This is a genomic window from Pseudomonas sp. TH10, assembly GCF_016651255.1.
In the GTDB taxonomy this organism is placed as follows: Bacteria; Pseudomonadota; Gammaproteobacteria; order Pseudomonadales; family Pseudomonadaceae; genus Aquipseudomonas.
On sequence record NZ_JAEKEG010000033.1, the window covers coordinates 1 to 14068 of the forward strand.

The 14068-nt window shown below is 58.5% G+C and carries 16 protein-coding genes, 2 tRNA genes and 1 pseudogene; 6 read left to right on the plus strand and 13 right to left on the minus strand.

Going from position 1 to position 14068, the window contains the following annotated elements; genetic code table 11:
• The 5 genes from JFT80_RS04740 to JFT80_RS04760 form a co-directional block, all read right to left on the minus strand.
• Nucleotides 1-143, minus strand: a 143-nt coding sequence (locus JFT80_RS04740) for a ClpX C4-type zinc finger protein (protein ID WP_274610160.1), incomplete at its 3' end; no start/stop codon positions are given.
• Nucleotides 144-255: 112 nt separating this feature from the next.
• Entirely contained in the window at nt 256-891 is a 636-nt protein-coding gene (clpP, locus tag JFT80_RS04745; RefSeq protein ID WP_150712569.1) for an ATP-dependent Clp endopeptidase proteolytic subunit ClpP, read from the minus strand.
• 92 nt (nt 892-983) lie between these two features.
• A complete protein-coding gene (gene tig, locus JFT80_RS04750; protein WP_201147097.1) occupies nt 984-2294 on the minus strand; it encodes a trigger factor in 1311 nt (436 codons plus the stop codon).
• Between the two features lie 401 nt (nt 2295-2695).
• Nucleotides 2696-2771, minus strand: a tRNA-His gene (locus JFT80_RS04755).
• Between the two features lie 32 nt (nt 2772-2803).
• Nucleotides 2804-2880: transfer RNA gene (locus JFT80_RS04760), tRNA-Arg, on the minus strand.
• Between the two features lie 274 nt (nt 2881-3154).
• Here JFT80_RS04760 and folD point away from each other — a divergent pair.
• On the plus strand, nt 3155-4009 hold the full coding sequence (folD, locus tag JFT80_RS04765) for a bifunctional methylenetetrahydrofolate dehydrogenase/methenyltetrahydrofolate cyclohydrolase FolD (RefSeq protein ID WP_201147098.1): 855 nt from the start codon (nt 3155-3157) through the stop codon (nt 4007-4009).
• Between the two features lie 238 nt (nt 4010-4247).
• A complete protein-coding gene (gene pbpG, locus JFT80_RS04770; protein ID WP_201147099.1) occupies nt 4248-5186 on the plus strand; it encodes a D-alanyl-D-alanine endopeptidase in 939 nt (312 codons plus the stop codon).
• A gap of 49 nt (nt 5187-5235) precedes the next feature.
• Here the strand turns inward: pbpG and JFT80_RS04775 are convergent, their stop codons facing one another.
• The 3 genes from JFT80_RS04775 to JFT80_RS04785 all read right to left on the minus strand — a co-directional run bounded on the left by JFT80_RS04775 (nt 5236) and on the right by JFT80_RS04785 (nt 6427).
• Nucleotides 5236-5442 carry a hypothetical protein gene (locus JFT80_RS04775; protein WP_122839350.1) on the minus strand — a complete coding sequence of 69 codons (207 nt, stop codon included), beginning with the start codon at nt 5440-5442 and terminating at the stop codon, nt 5236-5238.
• 17 nt (nt 5443-5459) lie between these two features.
• Nucleotides 5460-5666 carry a DUF6021 family protein gene (locus JFT80_RS04780; protein ID WP_122839351.1) on the minus strand — a complete coding sequence of 69 codons (207 nt, stop codon included), beginning with the start codon at nt 5664-5666 and terminating at the stop codon, nt 5460-5462.
• Nucleotides 5667-5755: 89 nt separating this feature from the next.
• Nucleotides 5756-6427, minus strand: coding sequence for a peptidase C39 family protein (locus JFT80_RS04785; protein ID WP_201147136.1), 672 nt, complete (start codon nt 6425-6427; stop codon nt 5756-5758).
• Between the two features lie 221 nt (nt 6428-6648).
• Here JFT80_RS04785 and JFT80_RS04790 point away from each other — a divergent pair, with 221 nt between their 5' ends.
• Entirely contained in the window at nt 6649-6804 is a 156-nt protein-coding gene (locus tag JFT80_RS04790) for a hypothetical protein (protein ID WP_201147100.1), read from the plus strand.
• Nucleotides 6805-6872: 68 nt separating this feature from the next.
• Here JFT80_RS04790 and JFT80_RS04795 read toward each other — a convergent pair whose 3' ends face one another.
• Both JFT80_RS04795 and JFT80_RS04800 read right to left on the minus strand, forming a co-directional pair.
• Entirely contained in the window at nt 6873-7622 is a 750-nt protein-coding gene (locus tag JFT80_RS04795) for a TerC family protein (RefSeq protein ID WP_201147101.1), read from the minus strand.
• Between the two features lie 29 nt (nt 7623-7651).
• Complete coding sequence (locus tag JFT80_RS04800; protein ID WP_201147102.1) at nt 7652-7897, minus strand: hypothetical protein; 246 nt, start codon at nt 7895-7897, stop codon at nt 7652-7654.
• 133 nt (nt 7898-8030) lie between these two features.
• On the opposite strand from JFT80_RS04800, the pseudogene nhaR reads away from it, so the two are divergent.
• Nucleotides 8031-8929 (plus strand): annotated as a pseudogene (gene nhaR / locus JFT80_RS04805) (transcriptional activator NhaR).
• A gap of 4 nt (nt 8930-8933) precedes the next feature.
• Here the strand turns inward: nhaR and JFT80_RS04810 are convergent.
• Nucleotides 8934-10088 (minus strand): MFS transporter, encoded by a 1155-nt coding sequence (locus tag JFT80_RS04810; protein WP_201147103.1) that lies wholly within the window; start codon nt 10086-10088, stop codon nt 8934-8936.
• A 259-nt stretch (nt 10089-10347) separates the two neighbouring features.
• On the opposite strand from JFT80_RS04810, the gene sstT reads away from it, so the two are divergent.
• Complete coding sequence (sstT, locus tag JFT80_RS04815; RefSeq protein ID WP_201147104.1) at nt 10348-11580, plus strand: serine/threonine transporter SstT; 1233 nt, start codon at nt 10348-10350, stop codon at nt 11578-11580.
• Nucleotides 11581-11734: 154 nt separating this feature from the next.
• Here the strand turns inward: sstT and JFT80_RS04820 are convergent, their stop codons facing one another.
• Complete coding sequence (locus JFT80_RS04820) at nt 11735-12244, minus strand: DUF1993 family protein (RefSeq protein WP_201147105.1); 510 nt, start codon at nt 12242-12244, stop codon at nt 11735-11737.
• A 201-nt stretch (nt 12245-12445) separates the two neighbouring features.
• Between JFT80_RS04820 and JFT80_RS04825 the strand changes: the two genes are divergently transcribed.
• On the plus strand, nt 12446-13093 hold the full coding sequence (locus tag JFT80_RS04825; protein WP_201147106.1) for a YceH family protein: 648 nt from the start codon (nt 12446-12448) through the stop codon (nt 13091-13093).
• A 134-nt stretch (nt 13094-13227) separates the two neighbouring features.
• Here JFT80_RS04825 and JFT80_RS04830 read toward each other — a convergent pair whose 3' ends face one another.
• Entirely contained in the window at nt 13228-14046 is an 819-nt protein-coding gene (locus tag JFT80_RS04830; protein WP_122839357.1) for a shikimate 5-dehydrogenase, read from the minus strand.
• Nucleotides 14047-14068: the final 22 nt, after the last annotated feature.

The following is a 14068-nucleotide window of genomic DNA, read 5'->3' on the forward strand; positions in this document are numbered from 1 at the left end:
ATGTCATTGCACAGGTCGACGCACTCGTCGCAGATAAAGACCGAGGGGCCGGCAATCAATTTGCGCACTTCATGCTGGCTTTTGCCACAGAAGGAGCAATAGAGCAGCTTGCCGTTGTCCTCGCCGTTGCGGGTGTCAGTCATTCGTTCGATCCAAATCCGATAGGCTTGCAACACAAGATGAAGGCTATTGCGGGCTTTTTCAAGCCCGCTGGCGAACAGACTCGCCGACCAAGCCTATTTTGAGCTGCTTATTTTAAGCGGGGCGCTGGTTGATCACTTCATCGATCAAGCCGTATTCCTTCGCAGCTTCGGCGCTCATGAAGTTGTCGCGATTGGTATCGCGCTCGATTTCTTCAAGTGTGTGCCCGCTGTGCTTGGCCATCAGCGTATTGAGACGCTCGCGAATGAACAGGATTTCCTTGGCATGGATTTCGATGTCCGAAGCCTGGCCCTGGAAACCGCCCAGTGGCTGGTGAATCATCACACGCGAGTTCGGCAGGCAGAAACGTTTGCCTGGAGCGCCTGCGGTCAGCAGGAACGCGCCCATGCTGCAGGCCTGGCCGATGCAAGTGGTCGATACGTTGGGTTTGATGAACTGCATGGTGTCGTAGATCGACATGCCAGCCGTCACCGAACCGCCCGGGGAGTTGATATAGAGATGGATGTCCTTGTCCGGGTTTTCCGCTTCAAGGAACAGCAGTTGCGCACAGATCAGGTTGGCCATGTAGTCCTCTACCGGACCAACCAGAAAGATCACTCGCTCCTTGAGCAGGCGCGAGTAGATGTCATAGGCGCGTTCGCCACGAGCAGATTGCTCGACAACCATCGGGACCAGGCCGCCTGCGGCCTGGATATCAGAGTTCTGCTGAATATACGAATTACGGAACATGCTCTGCAGTCACTCCCAAATAGTTATGTCTTGAATACGCATAAGCCAGCTCGAAGGCTGGCTTATGTGTGTACTTCTTAACGCAAAAACAATCAGTCGGCTTTTGGAGCTTCTACCGGCTTGACAGCTTCTTCGTAAGAGACCGACTTGTCGGTCACGCTAGCTTTCTGCAGAACAGTATCCACAACTTGTTCTTCCAGCACAACCGAACGAACTTCGTTCAGTTGCTGCTCGTTCTTGTAGTACCACGACACAACCTGCTCAGGCTCCTGGTAAGCCGAAGCCATTTCCTGAATCATTTCGCGAACGCGAGCTTCGTCAGGCTTCAGGTCGAACTGCTTGACCACTTCAGCCACGATCAGACCCAGCACAACGCGGCGCTTGGCTTGCTCTTCGAACAGCTCGGCCGGCAGTTGGTCAGGCTTGATGTTGCCGCCGAACTGCTGAACAGCCTGCACGCGCAGACGGTCAACTTCGTTGGACAGCAGAGCCTTAGGCACTTCGATCGGGTTGGTGGCCAGCAGACCGTCCATTACCTGATTTTTGACCTTGGATTTGATCGCCTGACGCAGTTCACGCTCCATGTTCTTGCGAACTTCGGTGCGGAAACCGTCGATGCCGCTTTCCTTGATGCCGAATTGAGCGAAGAACTCTTCGTTCAGCTCAGGCAGCTTAGGCTCGGATACAGTGTTGACGGTCACGGTGAACTCGGCGGTTTTGCCAGCCAGGTCCAGGTTCTGATAGTCCTCTGGGAAGGTCAGGTTCAGAACGCGTTCTTCGCCAGCCTTGGCGCCGACCAGGCCTTCTTCAAAGCCAGGGATCATGCGGCCGGAACCCAGCACCAGCTGAGTACCCTTGGCGGAACCGCCAGCGAACACTTCGCCATCAACCTTGCCAACGAAATCGATGTTCAGTTGGTCTTCGTTCTGAGCGGCGCGATCGGTCACTTCAAAACGGGTGTTCTGCTTGCGCAGGATGTCGAGCATTTTGTCCAGGTCAGCGTCAGCCACGTCAGCGCTCAGGCGCTCAACGGTGATGCCTTCGAAACCGGCAACGGTGAACTCAGGGAACACTTCGAATACAGCAACGTATTCCAGGTCTTTGCCAGCTTCGAGCGACTTAGGCTCGATCGAAGGCGAACCCGCCGGGTTCAGCTTCTGCTCAACCACAGCTTCGTAGAAGGAGGACTGGATCACGTCGCCTACAGCTTCCTGACGAGCGTCAGCACCGAAACGGCGCTTGATTTCGCTCATTGGCACTTTGCCTGGACGGAAGCCAGCAATCTTGGCCTTTTGGGCAGTCTGCTGCAGACGCTTGTTGACCTGGCTCTCAATGCGCTCAGCCGGCACGGTGACGCTCATGCGGCGCTCAAGAGCAGTAGTATTTTCAACAGAAACTTGCATGGATATTCCTCGTTGCACAGACGTTAGCCGGCCGTTTCCGACCCCAGAATCAAGGGCATGCATTCTAGTGGGTCAAACTCAAGAAGTCACCCTACTGAAAACGGGTAAAAAAACAGCAGGCAATTTATAGGGACCGATGCACGATTGCAGCGCGCCCCACAGGCGAATACAACCAATCACGCCAGGGCTCTGCGCCAACCTCTTCTATATATAGAAGGGACTGCCAATCACTCCCTGACGGCCGGACCTGCAAGCAAGCCCGGCGGGCAGCACGGCATCATCGAGCAACATAAATACGACGAAGCGCCCTGCCCCTGCGACCTAAAGACGGCGACGCCGACTTTTGAAACCCCTAAAACAAAAAAGGCGCCAGACTGTTAAATCTGGCGCCTTTCGAAATATGGGGTGGACGATGGGGATCGAACCCACGACAACGGGAGTCACAATCCCGTGCTCTACCAACTGAGCTACGCCCACCATATCGCGTTACTTGTGCCAAAGCTGCCTAATGGCGCACCCGGCAGGACTCGAACCTGCGACCATCCGCTTAGAAGGCGGATGCTCTATCCAGCTGAGCTACGGGCGCCTTATTAATCTGTACTCTTAAAGGACTACAAACTAAGTGCTTCCAGCCTTCGCAGAATCGTAATCCTGCTTGACCTTCTTAACCAGTGCTAGGCTGTGCCCGACAAGTGCGACGAATAGTATAGAGGGCTCCCAAGGTCGTCAAATCTTTTTTGAAAAAAATTCATTTAATTAAAGGGGTTAGAGGAATTTGCAGACCAAGCGCCTTTGCCCTCACCGCATGACATGCGAGAATGCGTTCTCTTTTTTCCCCTCTCGATGGTTAATCACGCGCAATGACTGCACAACTAATCGACGGCAAATCGATCGCCGCCAGCCTGCGCCAGCAGATCGCCAAACGCGTCACCGAGCGTCGCCAGCAAGGCCTGCGCACTCCCGGTCTTGCGGTGATCCTGATCGGCAGCGATCCTGCCTCTCAGGTTTATGTCTCGCACAAGCGTAAAGACTGTGAAGAGGTCGGCTTCCTGTCCCAAGCTTATGACCTGCCTTCAGAAACCACCCAGGAAGCACTCACCCAGCTGATCGATCGCCTCAACGACGACCCGGCAATCGACGGCGTCCTGCTTCAACTGCCCCTGCCGGAACACCTGGACGCTTCCAAGCTGCTGGAACGCATTCGCCCGGACAAGGACGTTGACGGATTTCACCCTTACAACGTCGGCCGCCTTGCCCAGCGCATCCCGCTGCTGCGCCCGTGCACACCCAAGGGCATCATGACCTTGCTGGAAAGCACCGGCGTCGACCTTTATGGACTGGACGCAGTGGTCGTCGGCGCCTCCAACATCGTTGGTCGTCCGATGGCGATGGAACTGCTGCTGGCCGGTTGCACCGTGACCGTAACCCACCGCTTCACCAAGGATCTCGCCGGCCATGTTGGCCGTGCCGACCTGGTGGTCGTGGCTGCCGGCAAGCCGGGCCTGGTCAAGGGCGAATGGATCAAGGAAGGCGCAATCGTCATCGACGTCGGCATCAACCGTCAGGACGACGGCAAACTGGTTGGTGACGTTGTCTACGAAACCGCCCTGCCCCGCGCTGGCTGGATTACGCCAGTGCCCGGCGGTGTTGGTCCGATGACCCGCGCCTGCCTGCTGGAAAACACCCTCTACGCGGCAGAAACCCTGCACGTCTGATGGCATTGTGTGCCTTGCACGCTGAGCCAACAAACCCCGCCAATGGCGGGGTTTTTTGTATTCGCCGAACCCAACCTACCATTCGCCGGAAACCCGCTGTTTTGTACGTCTTTTCAAGGACTTTGACCTGTTATTTGATCAACCATCGACAGTTCTTCAGCCATACTCCTAAAATGCGCCGCTTTTAAGAAATAACCCGTTACAAAACGGCTTATCCACCTCTTATGAGTCTGCCAGCGTGAAAATTCGTCTTTCGATTCTGAGCCTGTTTTTTGCATTTGCAGGGACATTCATCACGCCATCGGTCAACGCCGCCGAAACCACCTCGGCGCCTCGGGATGCCACACAACTGAAGATCGCCTCCGGCAGCGCGTTGCTGATGGACATGCAGACCAACAAAGTCATCTACTCCAGCAACCCTGACGTGATCGTACCGATCGCTTCCGTCAGCAAGCTGATGACAGGCTTGGTAGTGGTTGAAGCCCGACAGAACATGGATGAATGGATCGATGTCGATATCAGCCACACCCCGGAAATGAAGGGTGTGTTCTCTCGAGTCAAACTGAAAAGTGAACTGCCGCGCCGCGAGATGCTGCTGATTGCTCTGATGTCCTCGGAAAACCGTGCCGCCGCCAGCCTCGCGCATCACTATCCGGGCGGTTATGCCGCCTTCATCGCGGCAATGAACGCCAAGGCCAAGGCGCTCGGCATGACCAACACGCACTACGTCGAACCCACCGGTCTGTCGGAGCGCAACGTTTCCACCGCCCGCGACCTGAGCAAACTGCTGGTGGCCGCGAACAAATATCCAATCCTCAGCGAACTCACCACCACCAAGGAAAAGACCGTGTCTTTCCGTAAACCCAGTTACACCCTGGGTTTTCGCAATACCGATCACTTGGTCAATAAAGCCGACTGGGACATCAAGATCACCAAAACCGGCTTCACCAATCCCGCCGGACATTGCCTGGTACTGGTGACCCGAATGGGCAACCGCCCTGTTGCGCTGGTAATACTTGATGCGTTCGGCAAATACACCCATTTTGCCGACGCCAGCCGTATCCGCAGCTGGATGGAAACCGGCAAGAGCGCCAGCGTTCCAGCGGTAGCTCAGCAATATAAAGCGGAGAAAAACCTCAAGTCGCGCCAGAGCGGCGTGGTTGAAGCCTCGAAGTAAACGCAGCCGCAAAAAAGCCCCGATCGTCCGGGGCTTTTACTGCCTGCCATCAGTCGTTCGGCAGCGGCATCTGGTCATCATCCGGAATGCCATCTCCCGCACTTGGATCCCTGTGGTGCTCGGCCGGCGTCACCAGCGGACGCGCCATTGGATCGCGCAGTGGACTGTCCGGATCGAGGACGGGGTCTATATCGTCCTCAGGCGTAGTCGGGACACTGTCCGGACGCTTGTCATTGAAACTCGAATCGGTAGACATACGCACCTCACAGAAAATCAGGGTTTGAGGTCACTTAGCGGGTCGTAAGGCTTGGCCGGTGCCTTCTCGTTCTTGTTCGGATCCTTGTCCAGTGGCGCGATGGCGGGCCCGACGGGATCGACTTGCGGGTCTGCAGCGTCAGGCGAATCAGGATCAAAACCCAGGTCATCACCGGACGAATGCTCCGATGAATGCGGGCCGGCGGGAGTATTTGAATGTGCCATGGGCGCCTCCTTGGTCTGGCCCGGAAAACCCGGGCCTTGTACTTCAGAGGCTTGCGACGCGCGACGGTGCCCGGCAGATGACGAACGGACTACTGAGAGCCCAGCGCCCTCTTCGCCCGCGCGGCAGCTTGCTCCTGACCGGCCTGGGCCAGATCGTTCGCGGCCTTCAGCCAGCGTTGCTGATCAACATCGGCAGGGATCTGCTCCGGCTTCTGAAGCAGTACCGCCCAGCCGCCGCCGTCCTTGAACGCCGACTCGAATGAACTGAAGCTCATCAGGGTCCGGCGATCCATCCCGGCGCGCAACAGAACGGTCTGCTTCTGGGTGTTGTAGCCGGACAGAATGGCGTAGCGCGGCCCAGCCCAGAACGCCGAGCCTTCGTTGAACCGCACCATCACCGGATAACCGGCGGCCACCTGGGTGAGCAATGCTGGCAGATCGTCGTCCAGGGGGTAGACCACCAGGCCATATTCCCGGGCAAGGTTGACCATGTTCTGCTGCAGCTGAGCCTCGGCTGCCGGCAGACGCAGCGGCTTGTCGAGCAAACCGGGCGTGATCGCGATGCCCTGTTGCGACAGCAGGCTGGCCAGCACCTGCGGACCGCTTTGATGGGTCTGCCCGCGATAGAAGGTGCCACTGAGCTCGACCCGTTCCGGCAGCCGTTTGATTTGCGGCGAGACGCTGCCGGCGCAGCCAGTCAGGCTCGCAAGGCTCCAGGCGAACAGCGCTGCAGCCATAATTCGAGGAAATACCCGTACCATCATCTCTCTTGTTCAAATGCCGGCAATCGATCGACCGGCCAGGTCGTCGATCATAGGGCGACAGGCAGCCAGGGTATAGCCTCAAGTGCCAGTAGCGGCGCTTCGATAGAGCGAACTGGTTGGTGACAGGCGACCTTTGGTCAATAGCCTGCAACATGGCAACGGCTAGACTGTCATTTAGCAAGAGTGGTTGCCCGCAGCAGGGCAAAGAGGAGGCACTGATGAGCCTGACCATGACTATCGTAATGCTGATTGCCGGATGGCTGGCCGTGGCCACCGCCATGCTGTGGGGCGTGCTGCGCATTTCCCGCCGCCACCATCACCCGGTGCAACCTGCACCCCTGGCGCAGCCCCGCAAAACCGTATCTGCGCACTGACTGGCCAGGGTTAAACAAACAAAAACGGCCGCCTGGTGACCAGGCGGCCGTTGCGTTTTCAGTCAGCGTCAAGCTTCAGCAGTCGCACGCTTCTGCCTGGCACGACGCGACAGCATGTTCAGCACCTCGATACCGGCCGAGAACGCCATGGCCGCATATACATAGCCTTTCGGCACGTGGGCACCAAAGCCCTCGGCGATCAGCGTCATGCCGATCATGATCAGGAAGCCCAGTGCCAGCATCACTACCGTCGGGTTGTCGTTGATGAACTTGGCCAGCGGCTCAGCGGCAAACAGCATCACCAATACCGACACCACGACTGCAATCACCATGATCGGCAAGTGTTCGGTCATGCCGACAGCGGTGATGATGCTGTCGATCGAGAACACCATGTCGAGCAACAGGATCTGACCGATAGCGGCGGCGAAGCCCAGGGTCACGGTCGACGTCGCGGTCTTCGGATCATCCGGCGACGGATCCATGCTGTGGTGGATCTCGGTCGTGGCTTTCCAGACCAGGAACAGACCACCGGCGATCAGAATCATGTCCTTCCACGAGAAAGCCTGCCCCAGGATCTCGATCACCGGCGCGGTCAACTGCACGATGAAGGCAATGGTGCTCAACAGCGCCAGACGCAGGATCAGCGCCATGCCGATACCGATGCGACGGGCCTTCTGCCGATGCTGCTCAGGCAGTTTGTTGGTCAGGATCGAGATAAAGATCAGGTTGTCGATGCCGAGCACGATTTCCATCACCACCAATGTGGCCAATGCAACCCAGGCAGCAGGGCTGGCGGCGAGTTCTAACAGATATTCCATGGGTCAGTCCTGACTCTGTGTAAGACGATTTAGATGGTTTTGGAGGAAGATTCGGATTGTTCCGCGTCTTTTTCCGGCGTTTGTTTTTTCTCGATCAACCCGCCGGTGGCGTCGCTGAGCGCCTGCTCGGCAGCTTTGTGGGTATCGTCGATGGCTTGCTTGGCGCTTTCCGCCGCCTTGCCCATCAACTGCTGGGCGCTTTTTTCAGCCTGATCGCAACCTGTCAGAACCAGTAAAGACGTAATCAGCAATAGTGCCGTGGTTTTAAGTTTCATGATGCTTCCTTGATAGAACAGACAGGGTCAGCAGACCGGCCGTCGATGGCTGGGCATTCTAGGCAAGCAAACACTTCAGGAAAATTCGTATTTTTAGCGGCTATACTTCGATTTTTACGAACTGTTGATCAACATGCTCAATTATCGCCAGCTTCACTATTTCTGGGTCGTGGCCAAAACCGGCAGCATTGTGCGCGCCTGCGAACAGCTCAACCTGACGCCGCAGACCATCAGCGGGCAGATCTCGCTGCTGGAACAAACCTATGGGATCGAACTGTTCCAGCGCGTCGGCCGGCAGCTGGAGCTGACCGAAGCCGGGCGCCAGACCCTGCCATTCGTCGAGCAAATGTTCCAGCTGGGGGCGAACTGGAGCTGATGCTGCGCGCCCAGCCCAACGAACAGCAGATCCTGTTTCGCGTCGGTGTTGCCGATGTGGTGCCCAAGTCCATCGTCTATCGCCTGATCGCGCCGACCATGGAACTGAACGAGCCGCTGCGCATTACCTGCCGCGAGGACAAACTTGAACGGTTACTGGCGGATCTGGCGATCCAGCGCCTGGACCTGGTGATCTCCGACAGCCCCATGCCTTCGCACCTCGACATCAAGGGCTACAGCCAGAAACTCGGGGAGTGCGGCATCAGTTTCTTCGCCACTGCGCAATTGGCGGCGCTATACGGCCAGGATTTTCCCCGCAGCCTTCACGGTGCCCCGCTACTGATTCCCGGGCCGGAAACCGTGGTGCGCAGTCGCTTGCAGCGCTGGTTCGCCGAGCAGCAGATACAGCCAAGAATTGTCGGCGAGTTCGATGACAGCGCGCTGATGCAGGCCTTCGGGCAATCCGGCAGCGGGATTTTCATCGGCCCCAGCGTGATCGCCGATGAAGTCAGACGCCAATATGGCGTGGAGGTGATCGGCCAGACGGACGCGGTCACCGAGTCGTTCTACGCCATCTCGGTGGAGCGCAAGGTCAAGCACCCCGGTATCGTTGCGATTACCGAAGGCGCCCGACGCGAGCTGTTTCCCGGGGTTTAACCCCTCAGGCGCAAACTTCCCTGGGTTTGAAGGTCATCAGGGCGATGGCCAGCAGGATCGAGGCAAGGATAAACGCCGCCCCGGCGAACCCGAGGCCTTGCAGGCCAACGCTGTCGATCACGCGACCACCTACCATGGCGCCCAGGCCGATGCCGAGGTTGGCCCCGGCAATGTTCAGCGACGCGGCAAACGCTGGCGCTTCGGGGGCGGCCTTCATGAGCCGAACGTGGCTGACCAGGAACAACGCAGCCTGGGTCACGCCCCAGATCCCCATCGCCGCCGCCAGGCCCAGGGTCGAATGAATGTTCGGCACCAGCGTCACCATGCCGGCAATCATGAATGCGCAAAACATCACCGAAGCAATCAGCGGATGGCGATCCACGGCACGGCCGCCCAGGGAGTTACCGATCAGGCCGACCGCACCAAAGCCCATCAGGCACCAGCCGACCAGGGTGCCGTTGAAACCGGCAAGCCGCTCGAGGATATCCGCCAGATAGGTGTAGGCGGTAAACATGCCGCTGAACACCAGGATCGACAACAGCACATGGCCGATCATCAACGGGCTGCGCAGGATCTTGAATTGCGAGCGGAAACTGACTTGGTGCTGATGCAGGTTGGTCTTCGGCAAATAAACAAACAGCAGCAAGGCCTTGGCGAACGCGATCACCGCCAGAATGCCGAAAGCACTGCGCCAGCCGAACGCATCGGAAATCAGCGTGCCGACCGGAATGCCGAACACCGTCGCGCAGACAATGCCGAAGCCGATCTTGGCGATCGCGCGACCGGCGAAATCCGGGCCGACAATGTCCACAGCCGTCTCGCTGGCCAAGGCCCAGAACACGGGCAACCCCAGCGCCGGGATCAACCGGGCAAACGCCATCACCCAGATATTCGGCGCCAGCGCCGCCACGGTATTGGCCAGACCGAACATGATCAGGATGCTGATGAACAGCTTGCGTCGCTCGAAACGGGCGAAATACGCGGTCAAGAATGGACCGAACATGGCCACCGTAAAAGCGAATAGAGTCACCAGCAGCCCGGCTTGCGGGATGGTCACTTCGAGGTCTCGGGCAATCGCCGGCAGCAGGCCGACGATGACGAATTCCGTAGTCAGCACCGTGAAGCCGGCGGCGGACAACAGAAGGATGGGCAACAGCATGGGAAACTCCAACAAAACGACGACACCAGCGATGACCCGGAGGCCCGCTGGCAGAACTTGAAAATGAGGATCGGCCATCCTACCAGAAGTGTTTGCGCACCGGGATGCACGAACCTGCAAAACCGGTTGAACAACCCGGCGGCCAATCGTCACAGGCCTGAAGGATAAGGCCTACGCTGTGATAAAGTCCGCGCCCCGCGATATGCACACCCTGTTCGTCGGCTAGCCCGCACCTAAAAAAATCAGAGATGCCCGCTTTATGACCCCTTCATCCCCTTCCCTGCTGCACCGCCTGAAAAGCACCGGCCTGGTTACCCAAATCATCATCGGCCTGATCGCCGGCATTGCCCTGGCGCTGCTCGCGCCGGACGTGGCGAAGTCCACTGCATTCATCGGCAAGGTATTCGTCTCGGCGCTGAAAGCAGTCGCGCCGATCCTGGTGTTCGTGCTGGTCATGGCGTCGATCGCCAATCACAAGCACGGCCAGGAGACTCACATCCGGCCGATCCTGTTCCTGTACCTGCTGGGCACATTCGCTGCGGCGGTGGTCGCGGTCGTTGCCAGCATGATGTTCCCGTCGAGCCTGGTGCTCTCCACCCAGGACGTGGCTGTAACGGCACCTGGCGGCATCGGCGAGGTATTGCAGAGCCTGCTGTTAAGTGTGGTGGACAACCCTGTCAGCGCGCTGATGAACGCCAACTTCATCGGTATTCTGGCGTGGGCAATCGGCATGGGCGTGGCCATCCGCCATGCGGGCGACACCACACGCGAAGTACTGGGCGACCTGTCCAACGGCGTGACCCTGATCGTGCGCATGGTGATCCGCTTCGCCCCGCTGGGGATTTTCGGCCTCGTGGCCTCGACCCTGGCGACCTCCGGCTTCGGCGCGCTGATCGGTTATGCGCACCTGCTGGCCGTGTTGCTCGGCTGTATGCTGTTCGTGGCGCTGGTGATGAACCCATTGATCGTGTTCTGGAAACTGCGTCGCAACCCTTACCCGCTGGTGCTGATGTGCCTGCGGGAAAGCGGCATTACCGCGTTTTTCACCCGCAGTTCGGCGGCGAACATTCCGGTCAACCTGGAATTGAGCAAGCGCCTGGGCCTGCATGAAGACACCTATTCGGTATCGATCCCGCTGGGCGCAACCATCAATATGGCTGGCGCGGCGATCACCATTACTGTGCTGACACTGGCGGCCGTGCACACTTTGGGCATTGCCGTGGATATTCCAACGGCGATCCTGCTCAGCTTGGTCGCAGCGATTTGCGCCTGTGGCGCTTCCGGTGTGGCCGGTGGCTCGCTGCTGCTGATCCCGTTGGCATGCAGCCTGTTCGGCATTCCGAGCGAGATTGCCATGCAGGTGGTGGCGGTCGGTTTCATCATTGGTGTGTTGCAGGATTCGGCAGAAACGGCGCTGAACTCCTCCACCGACGTGCTGTTTACCGCCGCGGCCTGCCTGGGTGAAGAAGAGAAAGCCCAACGCACCGCGTGACCCTGTAGGAGTGAGCCTGCTCGCGATTGCGGAATGTCAGACAAGTACCCGCTGGCTGACACACCGCGATCGCGAGCAGGCTCGCTCCTGCACAAAAGCAACAAAAAGCCCGCCAAGGCGCAAACCTTGGCGGGCTTTTTTGTTGCCGGAAGTTTTAGAACGCGCCCATGTAATCGCGTTTGCCCACTTCAACACCGTTATGACGCAGCAGCGCGTAAGTGGTGGTGACGTGGAAGAAGAACTGCGGCAGACCGTAGGTCAACAGGTAAGCCTGACCGCTGAAGCGCTTCTCTTTCGGGGTGCCCGGACGAGTAACGATTTCGATGCCTTCCTTGCCATTGATCTGCTCTGGCTTGATCTCGCCGATGAAGGCCAAGACCTTGGCGATCAACGCTTGCAGGTCAGCGAAGGTGGTTTCTGTGTCGTCGTATTTCGGCAATTCGATTTCAGCCAGACGCGCGGAAACGCCTTTGGCGAAGTCGACCGCGATCTGCACCTGACGCACCAGCGGGAACATGTCCGGGTACAGGCGGGCTTGCAGGAAGGCGTTCGGGTCGATGTTTTTCTCGGTGGCGTGGGCTTCAGCCTTTTTCAGGACATCGCTCAGCGCGTTGAGCATTTGTTGAAAAACCGGGACGGATGCGGCGTACAGGGAAATGGTCATGGCAGTCTCGTGTAGTGGCTGGGTGGAACGTGGGGGCGATTATAGCCTTGGAACGGATCGACACGCTGATGTGCATGCATGCGTGTCCATTGGCCACTGCCGCAGATTCGGGATAGTCTCTTTAGCGCAAGATTCCCGGCTCGATTGATATGGGGATGAGTCGTGGTTGCCGACCCGACTGCCAATTAGGGATAGAAAAAAATGACCACCGAACAAGAATCCACCTTCGATGAGCCACGGCTCAACGCCACGGAAATCCGCATTCTCGGTTCGCTGATCGAGAAGCAGGCGACCAGCCCGGAAACCTATCCGCTGACGCTCAATGCGCTGGTGACGGCCTGTAACCAGAAAACCAGCCGCGAGCCGGTGATGAACCTGACTCAGGGTCAGGTCGGTCAGAGCCTGCGAGCGCTGGAAGGCCGCGGTTTCGCCAAGCTGGTCATGGGCAGTCGCGCCGATCGTTGGGAGCACAAGGTCGACAAAGCGCTGGAACTGGTACCGGCGCAGGTGATTCTGACGGGATTGCTGTTTTTGCGCGGCCCGCAAACCATCAATGAACTGCTGACCCGCAGTGGGCGCATGCACGACTTCGAAGATGCCGAGCAGGTGATGCATCAGCTTGAGCGTTTGATTGCGCGCGGCCTGGCCGTGTTGATCCCGCGTCAGGCCGGCCAGCGCGAAGACCGTTACACCCACGCGCTGGGCGATCCGGCGGATATCGAGGCGATTCTGGCCGCACGGCATAACCCTGCGGAACGCGGCTCGAGCGGTGGCGTTTCAGTCGAGCGGATCGAAGAGCTTGAGGCGCGGATTGCAGCGCTGGAAGAGCGCTTGGCCCGCCTCGAATAACCTGACGAATGTATTTCCTGACTTGAACACCCGGAAAATGCGTTCCCCTGACTTGAACAACACGGAAGATGCGTTTTCCATGTAGGGCGCATTGCACCCTATCAATAGGTGGATGACGCCCCCGCGCGGGCACGTCAGCTGCGTGCGAACTCTACCGCCAGGCGAAACTGCTCATCCGTCGGCCGCACGCCGGTGTATAGCACGAACTGCTCCAGCGCCTGGATGGCGATCACTTCAAGCCCTGTGATCACTCGCTTGCCCTCGGCACGTCCGCGCACGATCAGCGGCGTTTCCGAGGGGATTGCCACCACATCGAAGATTGTTTGCGCTTTTTCAATCGCATCTGCCGCAAAGGCCAACTGCTCCGCTTCCGGCCCACCAGTCATGCCGATCGGCGTGACGTTGATCAGCATCTGTGCCCGCTCATTTCCCAGCTCTGCTTGCCATTCATAGCCCAGCGAAGTGGCCAGGGCGCGCCCGGCCTGTTCGTTGCGGGCGACGATCAGGCCATTGCCGTAACCGCCATCGCGCAGCGCACTCGCCACCGCCTTGGCCATGCCGCCGCTTCCGCGCAGGGCGAAGGTTGAATCCTTGGGCACCTGATGAGTTTCAAGCAGCTGCGCAATGGCGATGTAATCGGTGTTGTAAGCCTTGAGGTGGCCATCGGTGTTGACGATGGTATTGATCGACTGGATGGCCGCAGCCGATGCGTCCAGCTCATCGACCAGGGCGATGCAGGCCTCCTTGAACGGCATCGACACCCCGCAGCCACGGATGCCCAACGCGCGAATGCCGCCCACCGCACCAGGCAAGTCCTGGCTGCTGAACGCCTTGTAGTAAAAATTCAGGCCCAACTGCTCGTACAGATGATTGTGAAAGCGCAGGCCAAAATTCCCCGGACGCCCCGAAAGGGACATGCACAGCTGGGTATCTCGGTTGGGGTTCATCTGCATGAAAAAATCTCCATCAAGTGCA